This is a genomic window from Hymenobacter sp. YIM 151500-1 (assembly GCF_025979885.1).
Taxonomy (GTDB): domain Bacteria; phylum Bacteroidota; class Bacteroidia; order Cytophagales; family Hymenobacteraceae; genus Hymenobacter.
In genome coordinates, this window is record NZ_CP110139.1 from 2,501,170 (window position 1) to 2,519,911 (window position 18,742).

At 62.1% G+C, this 18,742-nt stretch carries 13 protein-coding genes; 10 read left to right on the forward strand and 3 right to left on the reverse strand.

Annotation, left to right across the window (positions count from 1 at the left end; genetic code table 11):
- Positions 1-37 precede the first annotated feature (37 nt).
- Positions 38-259, forward strand: coding sequence for a membrane protein insertion efficiency factor YidD (yidD, locus tag OIS53_RS10415; RefSeq protein WP_264678508.1), 222 nt, complete (start codon positions 38-40; stop codon positions 257-259).
- Here the strand turns inward: yidD and OIS53_RS10420 are convergent.
- Positions 241-1,311 (reverse strand): LacI family DNA-binding transcriptional regulator, encoded by a 1,071-nt coding sequence (locus OIS53_RS10420; RefSeq protein WP_264678509.1) that lies wholly within the window; start codon positions 1,309-1,311, stop codon positions 241-243. The genes yidD and OIS53_RS10420 overlap by 19 nt on opposite strands.
- Before the next feature lie 280 nt (positions 1,312-1,591).
- Between OIS53_RS10420 and OIS53_RS10425 the strand changes: the two genes are divergently transcribed.
- The 9 genes from OIS53_RS10425 to fbaA all read left to right on the forward strand — a co-directional run bounded on the left by OIS53_RS10425 (position 1,592) and on the right by fbaA (position 16,754).
- A complete protein-coding gene (locus tag OIS53_RS10425; protein ID WP_264678510.1) occupies positions 1,592-4,597 on the forward strand; it encodes a SusC/RagA family TonB-linked outer membrane protein in 3,006 nt (1,001 codons plus the stop codon).
- Positions 4,598-4,623: 26 nt separating this feature from the next.
- Entirely contained in the window at positions 4,624-6,189 is a 1,566-nt protein-coding gene (locus tag OIS53_RS10430) for a RagB/SusD family nutrient uptake outer membrane protein (protein WP_264678511.1), read from the forward strand.
- A 108-nt stretch (positions 6,190-6,297) separates the two neighbouring features.
- Positions 6,298-8,088 (forward strand): glycoside hydrolase family 13 protein, encoded by a 1,791-nt coding sequence (locus OIS53_RS10435; RefSeq protein WP_264678512.1) that lies wholly within the window; start codon positions 6,298-6,300, stop codon positions 8,086-8,088.
- Between the two features lie 129 nt (positions 8,089-8,217).
- Positions 8,218-10,269, forward strand: coding sequence for a glycoside hydrolase family 65 protein (locus OIS53_RS10440; protein WP_264678513.1), 2,052 nt, complete (start codon positions 8,218-8,220; stop codon positions 10,267-10,269).
- Positions 10,270-10,432: 163 nt separating this feature from the next.
- Positions 10,433-11,806 carry an MFS transporter gene (locus OIS53_RS10445; protein WP_264678514.1) on the forward strand — a complete coding sequence of 458 codons (1,374 nt, stop codon included), beginning with the start codon at positions 10,433-10,435 and terminating at the stop codon, positions 11,804-11,806.
- Positions 11,807-12,055: 249 nt separating this feature from the next.
- Entirely contained in the window at positions 12,056-13,261 is a 1,206-nt protein-coding gene (locus tag OIS53_RS10450; RefSeq protein ID WP_264678515.1) for a glucosidase family protein, read from the forward strand.
- Positions 13,262-13,336: 75 nt separating this feature from the next.
- Positions 13,337-14,254 carry a carbohydrate kinase family protein gene (locus OIS53_RS10455; RefSeq protein WP_264678516.1) on the forward strand — a complete coding sequence of 306 codons (918 nt, stop codon included), beginning with the start codon at positions 13,337-13,339 and terminating at the stop codon, positions 14,252-14,254.
- Between the two features lie 232 nt (positions 14,255-14,486).
- Complete coding sequence (locus OIS53_RS10460; protein WP_264678517.1) at positions 14,487-15,374, forward strand: hypothetical protein; 888 nt, start codon at positions 14,487-14,489, stop codon at positions 15,372-15,374.
- A 291-nt stretch (positions 15,375-15,665) separates the two neighbouring features.
- Positions 15,666-16,754, forward strand: coding sequence for a class II fructose-bisphosphate aldolase (gene fbaA, locus OIS53_RS10465; RefSeq protein WP_264678518.1), 1,089 nt, complete (start codon positions 15,666-15,668; stop codon positions 16,752-16,754).
- 143 nt (positions 16,755-16,897) lie between these two features.
- Here the strand turns inward: fbaA and OIS53_RS10470 are convergent, their stop codons facing one another.
- Positions 16,898-17,482: a class I SAM-dependent methyltransferase gene (locus OIS53_RS10470; RefSeq protein WP_264678519.1), complete on the reverse strand. Its 585-nt coding sequence runs from the start codon at positions 17,480-17,482 to the stop codon at positions 16,898-16,900.
- A gap of 161 nt (positions 17,483-17,643) precedes the next feature.
- The gene (lgt, locus tag OIS53_RS10475) at positions 17,644-18,639 is read right to left on the reverse strand and encodes a prolipoprotein diacylglyceryl transferase (RefSeq protein WP_264678520.1); all 996 of its coding nucleotides are present in this window, start codon (positions 18,637-18,639) and stop codon (positions 17,644-17,646) included.
- Positions 18,640-18,742: the final 103 nt, after the last annotated feature.

The window sequence follows — 18,742 nt, forward strand, 5'->3', positions numbered from 1 at the left end:
AAAGCTTAGGCCACATTGCCGACCTTTACGCCTGCCTATGTCCTACCTGTTCCGCCAGCTGCTGCTGGGCTTGCTGTGGGTGTACCGCCACCTGATTTCGCCGCTCACCCCGGCCAGCTGCCGCTACACGCCCACTTGCTCGGCCTACGCCGCGCAGGCCATTCAGAAGCACGGCCCGTGGCGGGGCGGCTGGCTGGCCCTGCGCCGTATAGCCCGCTGCCACCCCTGGGGCGGCCACGGCTACGACCCCGTGCCCTGAAGCACCCCCGCCACCTGCACTTCCTCCGCCGCCACCACCGACGACTGCCGGATGCGCAAGTCCGTGTCGAGCACCACGGCCTGGTGCTCCACGGGTTCGTCGTGCTGCACCAGGTGCATTTCGCGCAGCAGCAGGTGCATGGCTTGCCGGCCCATTTCGAAGCCGGGCTGGTACACCGAGCTGATGGGCGGGTCCATGACGCTGGCCACGTGCCAGTCGCTGAAGCCGATGATGGCCAGGTCCTGGGGCACGCGCCGGCCCGCGTCCTTGGCTGCCAGCAGGGCGCCCACCGCTACCAGGTCGGTGATGGTAAACACGGCCTGGGGCGGCTCGGGCAGGGCCAGCAGCTCCCGCGTGAAGCGGTAGCCCTCCTCCTGGGTTACGTGCTGGCACTGGCGCACGTACTCGGGCCGGAACGGCACCCCAGCCTGAGCCAGCGCGGCGCGGTAGCCGGCCAGGCGCTGCTTGGCGTTGTCGGGGTGCTCGGGGCCGCGAATGTGGGCCACCCGCGTCAGGCCCTGGCTGAGCAGGTGGATAGTAGCATCGAAGGCGCCCTGAAAGTCGTTGACGACAACGTAGCTGGAAGCCAGCTCCCGGCTGATTTTGTCGAACTGCACCACGGGCGTGCCCCAGTCCTGGGCGGCGCGCAGGTGGTCCACGGCCACGGTTTCGTTGGACAGGCACACCAGCAGGCCATCCACGCCGGCGGCCTGGAGCATCCGGGCCTGGCGCTGCTCCTTCTGCATCGACTCGTTCGACTGGGTGAGCATCACCTGGTAGTCGTGTCGGTCGGCCACGTCAATTACCCCGCTCACCACGCTGGAAAAGAAGGGGTGCACGGTTTCGGGGATAATCATGCCCACCACGCTGAAGTGCTGCTGCCGCAGCTTGACGGCCAGCGGATTAGGAGTGTAGTGAAGCCGCTGGGCCGTGTCGAGCACGCGGGCTTTGGTGTCGGAGCTGATGTCAGGGTAGCCTTTCAGGGCGCGGGAAACCGTGGCGACGGTAATTCCCAGGGCCTGCGCAATGTCGCGCAACGTAGCTCTTTTCATAGCAGAAGTGAAGGTGGACAGGACGAAAACCGGGAACGGCTCTGTCTCAAGGTAGCCAAATCTGGCGGGCGAGCAGTAAGCCACCGGGGCACAATTCGGCTGGTTTGCTAAAAAAACCGGCCTGAATCCAAAAAAATAATTAGGCTCCGAAAACGATTACGGTATCGTTTTCGGAAGAAAAACGGTGTCTATCAAGAGTTTAGTGCTTGATTTTATCTGTGTTAATTCTACACCTTTAGTGCATCAGCCAAAAATATCCACCTAAAATCCCACTCCTTTTATGTCGGCATTTTTACACATTCGCACCGGACTGACAGTCGTCTTTCTGGTGCTGGCCAGTGCGGTGCTGGGGCAAGGCGTCGTGCAGGGCACCGTGGCCGAGCCCAATGGCACGCCCGTTGTTGGGGCCACCGTGCTGGTGAAAGGCACCACCAATGCCACCCCCACCGATGTGTCGGGCAAGTACGAGCTGCGCATAGCACCCGGCACCTACGAGCTAGTGTTTTCGTCGGTAGGCTACAAGGCCGTAACGCGCCCCGTAACCGTAGGCTCCGCACCCGTAACCGTCAATGCAACGCTGGCAGAAGACGCCCAGGTGCTGGGCGACGTGGTGGTGGTGGGCTACGGCACGGCCCGGAAGCAGGACGTAACCGGTGCCGTGGCCGTATTAGGCGAAAAGGACTTCAACAGAGGCACCTTTACTTCGCCCGACCAGCTCATTCAGGGACGCGTATCGGGCGTGCAGGTTAGCAATAACAGCGGGCAGCCTGGCGGGCCCTCTACCATCCGCATCCGGGGCAACTCCGCCGTAACCGGTACTGGTCAGCCATTGTATGTGGTGGATGGCGTGCCGCTCGACGGGCGCACGGCCCGGCCGGGCCTCGTGGCCTCGACCGACGTGGGGACCGGGGCCGACAGCAACCCACTCAACTTCCTCAACCCCGACGACATCGAGACCTTCACCGTGCTCAAAGACGCTTCGGCCACGGCCATCTACGGCTCGCGGGCGGCGTTTGGGGTAGTGCTTATTACCACCAAGAAAGGCCGGTCGGGCACCCCGGTGCTCAGTGTGGGTGCCGCCACGGGCTTCTCGACCTTGTTGCGCCGACCCGAGTTTCTCAACGCCAGCCAGTTCCGCGAAGCCTTGGTCTACTACGGGCTGCCCACCAGTGGGCCCACCAGCGCCGACAAGGGCGGCGACGTGGACGCCCTGGATGAGATTCTGCGCACCGGCTACCTGCAGAATTACAACGTGTCCATGAGCGGCGGCGGTGAAACCGGCCGCTACCGCCTCTCGCTGGGCTACCTCGACCAGGATGGCATCGTGCGCAAAACTGGTTTTAAAAAGTACAGCGCCAGCCTTTCAACCAACCTGCAATTTCTGGAAAGCAAGCGCTTGGGCGTGGACGTGAACATTACCACCAGCCAGTTTCGCGAGCAGCAGGCCAACATCACTACCGACGCGGGCTTCCGGGGTAGCCTCATCGGGCAGGCATTGCAGTGGAACCCGACCCAGCCCCTGCGCAACCCCGACGGCTCACTCTTTATTCAGCCCGGCGACGTGGTAAACCCGCTGGCTGCTCAAGAGCTGTTCGACGACAATTCGCGGGTTAATACCGTGCTAGCCAGCCTCGCGCCCTCGTTCAAGTTTACCGACTGGCTCGACTACCGCCTGCTGCTGAGCGTGAACTACAATTCCGGCGAGCGGCGCACAGCCATCGACCAGCGCCTGATTAACTACCCAGGCATCCTGAATCAGGGCTTTGCCGCCATCAGCAACAACGAATTGATGACCCAGCAAATCGCCCACACGCTTAACTTCAATAAGGCCATTGCCACCGACTTGAATCTAAACGCGGTGTTAGGCTACGAGTACACGAATTTTATCAACCGGGGCTCCAGTATCGGCGCCTACGGTAATCCCGTGACGGGCGGCTTTGGCAACTTCGGTCTCGACTACACCGATTATATCCAAGCCTCGGCCGTCGGCAACCGCAGTATCTCGTCGTTCAATGACCCCACGTATGAGCTGCAATCATTTTTCGGCCGGGCCATCTTCAATTACAAGAACCGTTACGTACTGACCGGCACGCTGCGCCGCGATGAAAGCAGCAAGTTCGGCGCCAACAACCGGATAGGTTATTTCCCCTCGTTTGCCGTAGCCTGGGACCTGAGTCAGGAGGCTTTTTTCCCGGCTGAGCAGTTGACGCAGCTCAAGTTACGGGCCGGCTACGGCCTAACCGGCAATCAGGAGTTTCCGGCCGGCGCGGCCGTGGACCGCTTTCAAATACTTAACAACGGGATACAAATTCCCCTCAACGGCCGCAACGAGGATTTGAAGTGGCAGGCGGACCGCCAGTTTAACGTCGGCATCGACGTTGGGGCGTTCAACGACCGTCTCACCTTCTCGGCCGATTACTTTAACAAAACTACCACTGACATCCTGTACCCTACCATACCTGGTCAGCCCGCGCCGCAGGTGCAGGCCATTTATTGGCGAAATTTGGAGGGCAAAATCGTGAACAAGGGCGTGGAAATGGCGCTGAACACTACGTTAGTGAGCAGCGAGAAAGCGGAAGTAGGCTTTAACGCCAACGCCACGTTTATTCGCAACGAGGTGCGAGATTTAGAAGGCCCTGCTATCGTTACCGGCGCCATCAACGGGCAGGGTTTGTCGGGGGCCACATCGCAACTAATTAGGAACGGCTATCCTATCAACGCCTTTTTCCTGCCCCAGTTCAACGGCCTCAACGAGCAGGGCCTGTCCAATCCAATTGACCTGTCAAACCCAGTGTACGCCGGCAGTCCTAACCCTCGAACACTGCTGGGTTTTGGCACCAATGCCCGCTACGGCAAGCTTTCACTGGTGGCGAATATGACCGGCCAGTTCGGCCAGTACATCTACAATAACACGCTTAACGCCGTGGGCAACGTTGGCCAGATTGGGGCTGGCAAAAACATTGCTCTTTCCACGTTTGAGAACCCGGTCAAGGAAGCTACGGGCAACCCTTCGGCCGCTACGACGCGCTACCTGGAAAAGGGCAACTTCCTCAAACTGTCCAACGTGACGCTGTCCTACGCCCTCGGCGATGTGACCAGCTTTGTAAAGGGGGCCCGCGTGTACGTGACGGGGCAGAACCTACTGGTCATCACCAACTACGACGGATTCGACCCGGAGGTCAACACCGTCAAGCGCGGGGCCAACCAAGTGCCCTCCGTGGGCATCGACTACCTGCCTTACCCCAGCGCCCGCACCTTCACGTTTGGGGTCAATTTCAATCTGTAAAGGCTAACTGATAACCTAGCTTTGCCATGAAATACTCGAAGATTACCCGTGTGGCCGCCGTGCTGGCCCTGCTGCAAGGGGGCGCCAGCTGCGAACTAAATGAAGAGCTACAAGGAGAGCTGACCCAGGGCCAGATTCCAAGGGGTGACCCGGCGGCCCTGCTGCAGGGCGTCTACAATGCCCAGCGCGACCCTATTCAGGGTCACGTGAGCGTGTTTGCCCTTCAGGAAGTATCTACCGATGCCCGCATTATGCCGACCCGCGGGCCCGACTGGGACGACAATGGCAAGTGGCGCGCGCTGTACAACCACACCTGGGACAGCAACAACGAACGGGTGCGCGACACCTTCAACCAGCTCGAGGGCATCGTTTTCGCCTCCACCGACCTGTTGCGTTTCGACCCTACAGTGCAACAGCAGGCCGAGGCTCGGTTTGTACGGGCGTGGGCTACGTACCTGCTGCTCGACCTCTACGACCAAGTGCTGTACCGGGAACCGGGCGAGCAGTTGAGCGTGCTAGCCAGAGTGCGCAAGGGCACCGAAGCGCTGGACTACATCGTGAGTGAGCTGAACGCCATTCAGGGCAACCTACCCGACGTGCCGGTCAGCCGCGGCACCAAGGACGCTGCCCGCGTACTGCTGATGAAGTGCTACCTCAACAGGGGTGTGTACGCCAACCGGCAGTCGCCGGCCTTCGCTGCGGCCGACATGAACCAAGTGGTGCGGCTGGCCGACGAGATTATCAACAGCAATAAGTACTCGTTCACGCCTAACTACTTCGACAATTTCGCCCCCAACAACGGGGCCATTGGCCGGGAGAATATATACACTCAGGAAAATACGTTTGGCAACAGCGGCCCACTGCGCGACTTGTGGAAGTTTGTCTCGCACTATAATATGCGGCCCGTCGACGGCTACAACGGCCCGGCTGTGCCGGCCGAGCTATACGACTTGTTCGAGGCCAGTGACAAGCGACGCGGCCAGGTTTATGATGTGCCCGGCGGCCCTGCTAACCCCGGCCGGCGCATCAACGTGGGCTTCCTCATCGGCCAGCAATACAACCTGACCACCGATGCCCCGCTGACCACACGCAGCGGGTCACCGCTGGTGTTCACCAAAGAAATCAACCTTTTTGAAACCGGCGCCGACCTCGAAGCCAAAGGCATCCGGCCCATCAAGTATCCTGTTGATTATGTGAGCGAGGCCCAGGGCGGCAACGGCTGCGAAAACGACCACGTCACTTTCCGGCTGGCCGACGTGCTACTGATGAAGGCCGAGGCCATTCTGCGCGGCGCTACACCCACCAGTGCGGGGCCGTACGGAGCTACTCCATTAGCCATCGTCAATGCCATTCGCACACACCCCTCGCGTGGGGCCAGTAGCCTACCTGCGCTTACGCTTGACATTTTGCTTGCCGAGCGGGCCCGAGAGCTGTATAGCGAGTCGTGGCGGCGGCAGGATATGGTTCGGTTTGGCAGGTTTCTGCAGGCTCGTAAAGACAAGCCGCAGAGCGACCCGAAGTACTTGATTTATCCTATTCCGCAAACTCAGGTGGACATAAACCGCAATATCACGCAGAATCCGGGTTACTAGCCCTGATTGTGTTTTGATAGTGCATAAGTAGTAGGCCGTTGGTTACTGCTGCTCGGCAGCAATCAACGGCCTGTGTACGTCTGTTTATGTACCTCCTCTAGCAGCGCTATGGAACTTGCCTTAACCTTGCTACTTGCAACCCTACCGCTTATGCTGCCGGCTGGCAGCCAAGCCCCGCAAGTAGTCTCGGTTGACCAACCAGCCACGGGGCCTACGGTGAAGCCAAACACAACGCCTACAGCTCTGGATCAGCCCCAAACCTGGTGGAAAGAAACGGTGGTGTATCAAATCTATCCGCGCAGCTTCCAAGACAGCAACGGCGACGGCGTGGGGGATTTGCGGGGTATCATTTCCCGCCTCGACTACCTCAAAAGCCTGGGCGTGGGGGCGGTGTGGCTGAACCCGATTTACGCCTCGCCCAACGACGACAACGGCTACGACATCTCCGACTACCGCCAGATTCAGCCGGAGTTTGGCACCATGCAGGACTTCGACGAGCTGCTGCGCGGCCTGCACCAGCGGGGCATTAAGCTGGTGATGGATTTGGTGGTAAACCACAGCAGCGACGAGCACGAGTGGTTTCGGCAGGCGCGCAGCTCCCGCACCAGTCCGTACCGCGACTATTACTACTGGTGGCCCGAGGAGAAAGGCCCGCCCCCGGCTCGCTACAGCCCGTTTGATGTGGAGCACAATGCCTGGGCCTACGACCCCGCTACCAAGGCCTACTACCTGCACTACTTTTCGCGCAAGCAGCCCGACCTGAACTGGAACAACCCCAAGCTGCGCCAGGAAGTGTACAGCCTGATGCGCTTCTGGCTGGACAAGGGCATCGATGGGTTTCGGATGGACGCGTTTCAGTTTGTGGCCAAGGACCCCACGTTTCCGCCCATGCCGGGCCTGACGGGGCAGAACTACACCAACGCCTACAACCACGGCCCGCGCCTGCACGACTACTTGCAGGAAATGAACCGCGAAGTGCTCAGCAAGTACAACATCATGACTGTGGCCGAGGGCGCGGGCCGCAACCCCACCGAGGCCATGCTCTTCGTGGACCCGGCCCGGCGGGAACTGAACATGGCTTACCACTTCGAGGGCGTGGACCTAGGCAATGACCCGGCTGGCTATACGCTGGCGGAATTCAAGCGGGTGTACTCGCGCTGGGACAGTGCCTTTGCCCAGAAAGGCTGGCTGGCCGTTTTCCTGGCCAACCACGACCAGCCGCGCATGGTCAGCAAGTTTGGCGACGACCGGCCGGAGTTCCGGGCAGCTTCCTCCAAGCTGCTCACCACGTTCATCCTGACCATGCGCGGTACGCCCTACTACTACAATGGCGACGAGCTGGGCATGACCAACATCCGCTTCGACCGGATTGAGGACTACCGCGACGTGGCTACGCTGAACGGCTACCAGCAGGTAAAAAACCAGGGCGGCGACCTGGCCGCCTTTCTGGCCGCCGCCAAGCGCACGGCCCGTGACAACTGCCGCACGCCGTTTCAGTGGGATGCCACGCCCAACGCAGGCTTCACCACCGGCACGCCGTGGATCAAGGTCAACCCCAACTACACCACCATCAACCAAGCTGCGGAAGAAAAGGACCCCGATTCTATCCTGAATTACTTCCGCCGGGCCACGGCCGCCCGCCGGCAGCACAACGTGCTGGTGTACGGGCACTACCAGCTGCTCGACCCGGCCAACCCGCACATCTACGCCTACACCCGCACGCTGGGGCCGGAGAAGGCGCTGGTCGTGCTCAACTTCTCCTCTGAAAAACGTACCTGGGCAGTGCCGGGCGGGCTGAAACTCGGTGCCGCGCCCTGGCTCAACAACTACTCCAGCTTCACGGCCGGCAAAACCCTGGCTTTGCAGCCTTGGCAAGCCGTGGTGGTGCCGCTCCGCTGACCCCACCCCCGGCCCACCTCACTTGCACCCTGCTTCTTCTTTCGCCTAGGTCCGACTTTCCTCAAAAAAAGAAGTTGACGGCCGCCCACCAACACAACCCGCGCACTACCTCCCTACACGCATCCCCACATGCTCACTTCCCGCTTCTACCGCCTCTTGCTCTGCTTACTGCTTCTGCTGAATATCGGGCCAGCCGCGGCCCAAACGCCCGACCCCTGGCGCGTGGCCGCCGACCAGGTTGACGCCCGCAATTATTACGGGGTGACGGTGGCCAACGGCATGATAGGCATTGTGTCGTCGCCGGAGCCGTTTCAGGTGAAGCAGGTGGTGCTGGCCGGCGCCTACGACCAGTACGGGCGCGGGCGGGTGAGCAACTTTCTCAACTCCTTTAACCTGCTGAACATGTACTTGGAAGTGGACGGCCGACGCCTGTCGGGCCGCGACGCCACCAACTTCCGCCAGAGCCTGGACATGCAGCGGGCCGCCTTCACCACCACCTTCGACTACCAGGACCGGGCCACCATCAGCTACACGTATTACGCTCTGCGCCACCTGCCCTTCACGGTGCTGCTGGACGTGAGCATCACGGCCAAAAAAGACCTGAACCTGACCGCCGCCAGCGTCATGGAGACGCCCGACGCCCTGCGCGACGCCCAGAACTACTACAACGAAATCGACCGGCCGCACGTGACCCTCAGCCTGCTTACATCGTCGGCGCGGAGCCCCACGGGTAAGCTGCAGCTGTGCGCCTCCAATGCATTTTTGTTTGGGGAAGGGCACGGGCAGGAGCCCAAGGTCATCCACGAAATGTGGGACAACAACATGCATCTGATGAAGTTTGGCCGGGCCTTGAAGGCCGGGCAAACCTACTCCTACGCCGTAGTGGGCTCCAGCATCACCTCCAGCCACCACCCCGATCCGCTCAACGAAGCCGAGCGCCTCACCATCTTCGCCCGCCTTGAGGGCAAGGAGCGGCTGCTGGCTTTCCACACCCAGGCCTGGCGGGAGCTGTGGAAGAGCGACATCCAGATTACGGGCGACGCCCAAGCCCAGCAGGATGTACACTCCATGCTCTACCACCTCTACAGCTTCTCCCGCGCCGGCACCGATTTCTCGCCCTCGCCCATGGGCCTCTCGGGGCTGGGCTACAACGGGCACGTGTTCTGGGACACCGACGTGTGGATGTTTCCGGCCCTGCTAGTGCTCCACCCCGATATTGCCAAGTCCCTGATAGAGTACCGCTTCCGGCGGCTGGAGGCGGCCCGGCGCAACGCCTTCGCTCACGGCTATCAGGGCGCCATGTACCCCTGGGAAAGCGCCGACACGGGCGTGGAGGAAACGCCGGTGTGGGCGCTGAGCGGGCCGTTTGAGCACCATATTTCGGCCTGCGTGGCCCTGGCGGCCTGGCAGTACTACTGCGTAACCCAGGACCGGGACTGGCTGCGCGAAAAAGGCTACCCCATTCTGTCGGCCACCGCCGACTTCTGGGCCAGCCGGGTGGAGCGCAACGGCCCCGGCCGCTACGACATTCGGAACGTGGTGGCGGCCGACGAGTGGGCCGAAAACGTGGACAACAACGCCTTCACCAACGCCGCCGCCCAGGTGAACCTGCGCAACGCCGCCGCCGCCGCCAAGCTGCTCGGCCTGCGGGCCAACCCTGACTGGCTGCACGTGGCTCAGAACATTCCCATTCTGCGCTTCCCCGACGGCGTTACGCGGGAGCACGCCACCTACAAAGGTGAAGGCATCAAGCAGGGCGACGCAAACCTGCTGGCCTACCCGCTCGGCGTCATCACCGCCCCCGACCAAGTGCGCCGGGACCTGGCCTATTACGAGACGCGCGTGCCCACCGAAGGCACGCCCGCCATGACCCAGGCCATCTTCGCCTTGCTCTACGCCCGCCTCGGCAACGCCGACAAGGCCGCACACTTCTTCCGGGATGCCTACGTGCCCAATCTGCTGCCGCCCTTCCGCGTCATTGCCGAAACCAAGGGCGGCACCAACCCCTACTTCGCCACCGGCGCGGGCGGCGTGCTGCAAGCCGTGTTGATGGGCTTCGGGGGCCTGGAAATCACGCCCGGCGGCCTTACCCAGCGCAAAACTACGCTGCCCACGGGCTGGAAGTCGGTGCGCATCACGGGCGCCGGCCCGCAGCGCAAAACGTATTCGGTGACCCGGTAAACGGCCAGGTTTGCATGTGGGCTGACGTTGCAGTAGTACCGGTCCTGCTCCAACGCCAGCACGCGGGATGCTTGCCTGCGGCGACCTTCGGTTCGACAGGCGGATGCCGGATGGAGCAGGACGGTCGGCTTTTTCACTTCATCACCTCATCACTCTTCCGCACATGGCCCTGTCCTCGACTCTATCAGCTGCTACCGCTACCCTGCCCAAGCCCCGGCTAGCGTTCTGGCAGATTCTGAACATGAACGTCGGCTTCTTCGGCATTCAGTACAGCTTCGGGTTGCAGCAGACCAACATGAGCCCCATCTACTCCTATCTGGGCGCCGACCCGGAGAAGCTGCCGCTCTTATGGCTGGCCGGCCCCATGACGGGCCTGCTGGTGCAGCCGCTGGTGGGGGCCATGAGCGACAAAACTCTGAGCCGCTGGGGCCGCCGCACGCCGTATTTTCTGATTGGGGCGGTGCTGTGCAGCATTTGCCTGCTGGCCATGCCGTTTAGCAGCGCCGTCTGGATGGCGGCCTCCCTGCTCTGGATTCTGGATGCGGCCAACAATATTACCATGGAGCCCTACCGGGCTTTCGTGAGCGACAAGCTGCCGGCCCCTCAGCATTCGGTGGGGTTTCTGACACAGAGCTTTTTCACGGGCCTGGGCATCACGCTGGCCAACTTCACGCCCTCGGCGCTGGTGTACCTGGGGCTGGTGAGCGGCACGGCCCGCAGTGGCAACAACATTCCGCATACCACCTACGCGGCTTTTCTGATTGGGGCGGCCGTGAGCATCGGGGCCATTCTGTACTCGGTCATCACCACGCGGGAGCATCCGCTTACCGCCGAGGAAGAAGAGGCCATCCGGCGCCAGCCCAAAGGCCTGGGGCATACCCTGGCCGAAGTAGGAGCCGCCATCCGCGACATGCCGCTTACCATGCGCCGTATGGCCCCCATGATGCTCTGCACTTGGTACGCCATGTTCTGCTACTGGCAATACATTACGCTAAATCTGGCAGCATCTATCTACGGCACTCAGGACCAGGCTTCCCCCGATTTTGCTACCGCCCAGCTGCTCACCGGACGCATCAACGGCACGTACAACATCGTCACGTTCTGCTCGGCGTTTGGGCTGGCCTGGCTGGCCCGGCGCTGGGGGCCGCGGGCAGTGCATATGCTTAGCCTGAGCCTGGCTGGGCTGGGGCTACTGGCCTTGCCCTTGCTGCGGGAGCCGGCCTGGCTGGTAGCGCCCATGGTGGGGCTGGGCATCGGGTGGGCCAGCATGATGGGCACCACCTACGTGATGCTGGCCGGCTCCATCCCCAAGGAGCGCACCGGCGTGTACATGGGCATCTTCAACATGTTTATCGTGGTGCCCATGCTGATTCAGACGCTCACCTTCTCCTGGATATACAAGCATCTGCTCCACTCCCGCCCCGAAAACGCCATCCACCTGGCCGGCGCTCTGCTGCTGGCCGGGTCCGTGTGCGTCCTGCTGATTCCGCGCGGGCCTCACCCCCTAGCCCCCTCTCCAGAAGAGAGGGGGAACTAGCTTTTAGAGCTAGAGGCTAGCTCCTCCCCTCGGCAAATTTGGCGCATCAAGCATTGCGTAGCAAGCAACATGGGCTGAGGCGTTTGGAAATCATCCGCACGTCAGCTAAAAACTAATTCTATCAAGTCGTTCTACCATCATCAACCACCCCCAGCCCCTCCCTTCCAAGGAGGGGAGCTAGTACTAGAAAACTAGCAGCTAGTTCCCCCTCTCTTTTGGAGAGGGGGCTAGGGGGTGAGGTCCGCCGCCATGCACACGTCTACCCTCACCGACGACGCCACCACCCAGAGCCTGGCCTTGCTGCACCGGGCCGCTACGCCCTACGGCTTTGTGGCCAGCGTGCAGGATGTGAGCAACTACCAGCGCATCTGGACCCGCGACGGGGTCATTACCAGCCTGGCCGCTCTGCTGACCGACGACTACGGCCTGCGCGCTGTCGCGGAAGCCACACTGCATACCGTCTTCCGGGCTCAGCATCCGGTGGGCTTTTTTCCGTCGAACGTGGACCCGCGCACCGGGCAGGCCAGCTACGGCGGCAACTGCGGCCGGGTGGATAACGTGAGTTGGGCCATCATTGGGCTGCTGCAGTACGCCTTGCTTACTGGCCACCAGGAGCTGGCCGCCACCCACCGGCCCCAGGTAGAGCGGGGCCTGGCCGTGCTGGAGGCCTGGGAGTTTAACGGCAAGCACCTCGTGTACGTGCCCCAGAGCGGCAACTGGGCCGACGAATACGTGCAGCACGGCTACGTGCTTTACGACCAGCTCCTGCGGGTGTGGGCCCTGGAGCTGGCCGCCCGCACGTACCAGCACGAGGTTTGGCAGCAGAAAGCCGCTACCATCCGGCAGGTGCTGGTGCGCAACTACTGGCCCGAGGATGCTGCCGCCGACCCGGCCGGGCTGTACTCACCCAGCCTGGTGCACCAGCTGCGGCAGGCCCCGCGGGGTTTCTGGCTCATGGGCTTCAACCCGGCCCGCGTGTACCCCCAGTTCGACCTGGCCGCCAACGCTCTGGCCCTGCTGCTCGGCCTGGGCACTCCGGCCCACACGGCCACGCTCACGGCCACCCTTACGGAGCACCTCCGGCAGCAGCAGTTTCTGCTGCCTGCTTTCAGCCCCGCCCTCACACCCGCCGATGGCCTCATGGCCGAGCTAACCGACAATTACGCCTACACCTTTCGCAACCACCCCCACGAGTTTCACAACGGCGGCCTCTGGCCAGTGTGGAACGGCTGGCTGGGAGCCGCCCTTAGCCTGCACCATCCGCCCGCCGCCAAGCAGGTGCTGGCCTACCTGCAAGCGGCCAACCAACTGCATACCGCCGCTGAGGCTTCCTGGGGTTTCTACGAGAACTTCCACGGCCTCACCCACGCCCCCATTGGGGTGCCCTACTGCACCTGGAGCGCCGCCGGCCTGCTCCTGGCCGCCGCCTACCAGCAGGGCCGCCGCTTGGCCTGAGTTTTGGTGGAGCGGCCGCCCAAGCTCATCCAGTACACTACCCGCTACCGCTCGGCTCTTTTATCTGCTCGTTTTATGGTTTCTGCTGCTCCCGCTCCTCTTCCTGGCTCGCCCGTCGGCTTGCTGGCCATTGGCGAGTTGCTGATTGACGCCATCAGCACGCAGTTTGTCACCGATTTGTCGGAGGCGACGACCCTGCGCGTGGTGGCGGGCGGCAGCCCGGCCAATCTGTGCCGCTTTGTGCGGTGCGGGGGCGGCGCGGCCACGCTGGTGGCCGCCGTGGGGCAGGACGGCCTGGGCCGCCGCCTCTTGCACGCCGTAGCCGAAGCGGGCCTGAGCACCAGCCACATCCAGCAGCTCGACGACTACGCCACCAGCATTATCGTAGTGGCCCGCAGCCAGGGCACCCCCGAGTTTATCCAGTACCGCGACGCCGACCGGCACCTCGCCGCCGTGTCCGACGACCTGGTGGCCCAGGCCACTGTGGTGCACACCACGGCTTTTGCCCTCAGCAAAACGCCCGCCCGCCACGCCATTCTGGCGGCATTTGCGGCAGCCCACGCCCGCAACATCCCGGTTTCCGTGGACTGGAACTACGCCGAAGCCATCTGGGGCCGCAAAAACAACGCCGCCGACGTCTTCCACGAAGTGCTGTCTTACGCCCCCCTGCTCAAAGTCAGCCTCGACGATGTGAGCCGCTTTACGGGCAGGATGCAGCACGCGGCTTCGGCCAAGCTATACCTCGACGCCACCGCCCCCGCCGCCCGCATCGTGTGCCTGACCTGCGGGGCTGAGGGCGTATGGTTTCGCGTGGGGGCCTACCCCTGGCAGCACCGCCCCGCCCACCCCGTCCCGGCCGTAGTCGACACCACCGGCGCCGGCGACGCTTTTTGGGCCGGCTTTCTGCTGTGCTGGATGCAGCAGCACCCCGCCGAAGTCTGCATCGACAACGCCTTGCTCACCGCCGCCCGCCGCCTCACCGGCCACTTGTAGGGGCGCGTCGCACGCGCCCGCCCGGCAGAACAACTTCGCTTGACGAAGCCCTGACACTGCCTCATTCCGTGCCACCTCACCCTGCAAGCTTCCTTGTTAGGTGGCGCAGCGCTCCAGCAAGACGTTCTCCAGCGCCCCTGCTTTATCTTATTTACTTCAAATTCGTATAGCCCGGTTTGTTCCGCTGCTTCCACCTTGCGTGGGGGCAGCGTTTTTCTCACCTATCCGCACTATGCACAAGCTACTGATTGCTGCCACCCTCGCCGCCTCCCTGCTTAGCGGCTGCTCCCAGGCCCAGAGCGACGAGCAGGCCCTGGCCAAACAGGAAAAGAAAAACCAGAAGAAAAAAGCCAAGGCCGAAGCCCTGGCCGCGGCCGGCCTGCGCCGCATCGGCACCCTCGATGGCGTGCCGGAAAGCTCCGGCTTGGTGCTCACCGGCCAGCCCGGTATGCTCTACACCCACGGCGACGAAGGCAACCCGCCCATCCTCTACAAAATCAACACCCCCAGCGGCCGCAAAGCCCTGGAGATTCGGGTGCCCGTGGAAAGCCACGACTGGGAAAGCATTTCCCGCGACCCGCAGGGCAACCTTTATATCGGCGACGTGGGCAACAACGCCAACGACCGGCAGGACCTGGTCGTCTGGCGCTTCAACCCCGAGCAGCCTCAGCAAGTGGGCGCTATCCGCCTGCGCTACCCCGACCAGACTGCGTTTCCACCCGGCAAGAAGGAGCGCAATTTTGACACCGAAGCCTCTTTCTGGCACAACGGCCTGGTGTATCTGTTCACTAAAGACCGCGCCACCCAGAGCACCAGCAAAGTTTACACCGTGCCCGCTACGCCCGGTACCCATACCGCCAAGCTCGTCACTCGCTTAGCCATCCCCGGCGAAGTCACCGATGCGGCTCTCAGCCCCAACGGTCAGCGCCTGGTGCTGCTGGCCCGCGAGGAAATGTTTGTGCTGCAAGGCGCCAGCTTCCCGGAGCTGCTGAAAGCCACCCCCGAACGAATTGCCCTGCCCGGTGCCGGCCAAACCGAAGGTGCCGTCTTCCTCAATGATTCCACCCTCAACATCAGCACCGAACAAGGCGCGTTGTATGAGTATGTGTTTGGAGAATGAGGCGAGGAGGGGAAGAGGTGATGGGGTGACAAGTGACAGGTAACACGTCTGTCATGCTGAGCTTGCCGAAGCATCTCTCCCGCTTCGTTGCTGGTTGATTAGAGTTAGCCAGCGGTAGAGATGCTTCGACTGCGCTCAGCATGACGTTCTTCCTGTCACCTGTTACCTGTCACCTACCACTTGTCACCCGTCACCTCTTCCCTTCATCTCCTCATCACTTCTCCTTACCTTCACTCCTCGAAACCCTAACCCGGTGCGGCACCCACCCGGCCGTGCCCCCAATGCCTCCCCATGGCTGACCATACCACCCTCACCGGCCTACGCGCCGGCGTGCTGTACGGCGACGAAGTGCAGCAGCTTTTCGACTACGCCAAGGCGAACCACTTCGCTTTGCCCGCCGTGAACGTGACGGGCACCGACACGGTAAATGCCGTGCTGGAGGCCGCCCGCGAAGTAAACTCGCCGGTTATCATTCAGTTCTCGAACGGCGGGGCGCAGTTTTTTGCCGGCAAAGGTGTGCCCAACGACCAGCAGCAGGCCAGCATTGCCGGAGCCATTTCGGGGGCCCAGCACGTGCACCTCATGGCCGAGCTGTACGGCGTGCCCGTGGTGCTGCACACCGACCACGCCGCCAAGAAGCTGCTGCCCTGGATTGACGGCCTGCTCGAAGCCGGCGAGAAGTTCTTCGCCGAGCACGGTAAGCCCCTGTACTCCTCGCACATGCTCGACCTGTCGGAGGAGCCCATCGAGGAAAACATCGAAATCTGCAAGGAGTACCTGGCCCGCATGGACAAGCTGGGCATGACCCTGGAAATCGAGCTGGGCGTAACCGGCGGCGAGGAAGACGGCGTAGACAACTCCGACGTGGACTCCAGCAAGCTCTATACCCAGCCCTCGGAAGTAGCCTACGCCTATGAAGAGCTAAGCAAAATCAGCCACCGGTTCACGGTAGCCGCGGCCTTCGGCAACGTGCACGGCGTGTACAAGCCCGGCAACGTGAAGCTGCAACCTGTCATCTTGAAAAACTCCCAGGAATACGTGCGCGAGAAGTTCAGCCTGACCGACGAGCGGCCCATCAACTTCGTGTTCCACGGCGGCTCGGGCTCCTCGCAGGAGGAAATCCGTGAGGCCATCGGCTACGGCGCCATCAAGATGAACATCGACACCGACTTGCAGTGGGCGTTTTGGGACGGTATTAAGAACTACTACCAGAAAAACGAAGCCTTCCTGCAAAGCCAGATCGGCAACCCCACCGGCGAGGATGCGCCCAACAAGAAGTACTACGACCCCCGCGTGTGGCTGCGCGAAGGCGAGAAAACCTTCGTCGCCCGCCTCAAGCAGGCTTTCGAGGACCTGAACGCCGTAAACCGCCGGCCGTAGTCCTCCTACCTTACAGCATGAAAAAGCCCCGCATTCGGTTGAAAGCGGGGCTTTTTTCTGTGCAGATGAGGAGTCATCTCATCCGCGTAAGCAAAGCACAACTTACCGGCTTGCATGAGTTGGTAGATTCATTTGCTGAATCATTACGCGTAAGCTACCCACCCCCGAAAGGTAAACCCGGCGTAGAACAGACTGACGTCCGAGAAGCCGACTTCCCGCAGCAGCTTCTCGTCCTGTTCAGGGGAAAGCACCGGCAGTTGAGCACCTATGGCGGTACGCGCGCTATTTGCCTTTGCCCGCTCGACGCCGGAGGCAACGGCAAAGGCGGCATAACGTGCCAGCCATATCTCCCGCTCATCCTCGCTCTGCGGAAAACTGTGGTGGGCAACTACAAAAGGAGCACCAGGCTTCAGCCGACGTAAGACTTCCCGCAAGGTGCGGCGCCGTTCTTCCAAGGCCAGGAAGTGTAGAGTAAGCAGGCAGGTCGCCGCGTCGAATGGTCCTTCCGGCGCCGTCTCAATATACCCCTCGTGTAGACGCACGCGGGAGGCGAGTGGGCCGAGCGTTGCCTTAGCCAGCCGTAGCATTTCGGCGGCGGGGTCGACTCCATCAAATTGCCAGCCCGGCTGGCCCTCGGCGAAGGCTTTAAGCTCCAACCCGCCGCCCGCGCCCAGAACCAGCACTCGCGCATCAGCCGGGCTGCGCTCGGCAAGCAAAAGTAGCGTCATGCGATGCAGATCAGCGAAGCCCGGCACAAGCCGAGGTGGTCCTTCGGCGTAACGAGCTACCGCTAGGGGGTCAGAAAAGGGGAGCATCCGGTTAATGTGGAGTCAAGGCCAGTGTGTATTCTAGGGCAAAGCTAGCCCCGCTCTACTGGGCCAAACGACTTCTACGAGCGGCTAGCAGTGGCTTTTGCTTCTTCTGGCTCTAAATCCCGCGGGGCGTAGCCGTAGGGGTTCTGGGGGTCCTTGCCGGCCCGCCACAGCACGTAGAGGCCCATGAACACCAGCGGAATACTGAGCAGCTGACCCATGTTCAGGCTCATGCCTTTCTCAAAATCTACTTGCTCTTCTTTCAGAAACTCGACCAGAAAGCGGAAGGAAAACAGCAGCACCACGAATAGCCCGAACAGCTGTCCGCGCGGGGTGCGCTCCTTGGTGCGGTTCCACATGGAGTACAGCAGAACAAACAGGAAGACGCAGAACAGCGACTCGTAAATCTGGGTGGGGTGGCGCGGCACGGCTACTTCGGAACCGGGCGCTACGGCGGAGCCGGCGGGCTGGGTCTGCACGCTGATGGAGCCATCGGCTTCGCGCTGGCGCTGCACCAGCACCGAGCCAGCCGGCACCGGCTGGTCGGGGCGGGCCTGGACGAGGTGCTCGGTGTCGCGGGGGAAGACAAAGGCCCAGGGTACATCGGTGGGCCGGCCCACAATTTCGGAGTTCATCAGGTTGCCCAGCCGAATCAGGGCCCCACCCACGGCTACCACCAGCACGATGCGGTCCAGGGTCCAGAGCACGTCGAACTTATTGTTGCGGCTGAACAGCCACACGGCGAAGATGATGCCGATGGTAGCGCCGTGCGAGGCCAGCCCGCCCTGCCATATTTTGAAAATATCCAGCAGGTTGTCTTTGTACTGGGCCCAATCGTAGAAAAACACGTGCCCCAGCCGCGCCCCCAGCACCGTGCCCAGCAGCATGTAGATGGTAATAACATCCACCCAGCGCGGCGACACCTTCTCGGACCGGTAGATGTGGCTCAGAATGAACGTGCCCACCACGAAGCCCGACATAAACAGCAGCCCGTACCAACGCAGCGTAAACGGCCCCAGCTCGGCGATAATAGGATTGGCGTTCCAGGTGATGGAGGAAAGAAACGAAAGCATGGAGGTATGTGCAGGATGGATGGGTAAAGGTACTCAGACATTCAACTTACGCCTTGGCGGACGATGCTGCCACCGAGGCACCACGCCGGCAGTGGCTGCGCGG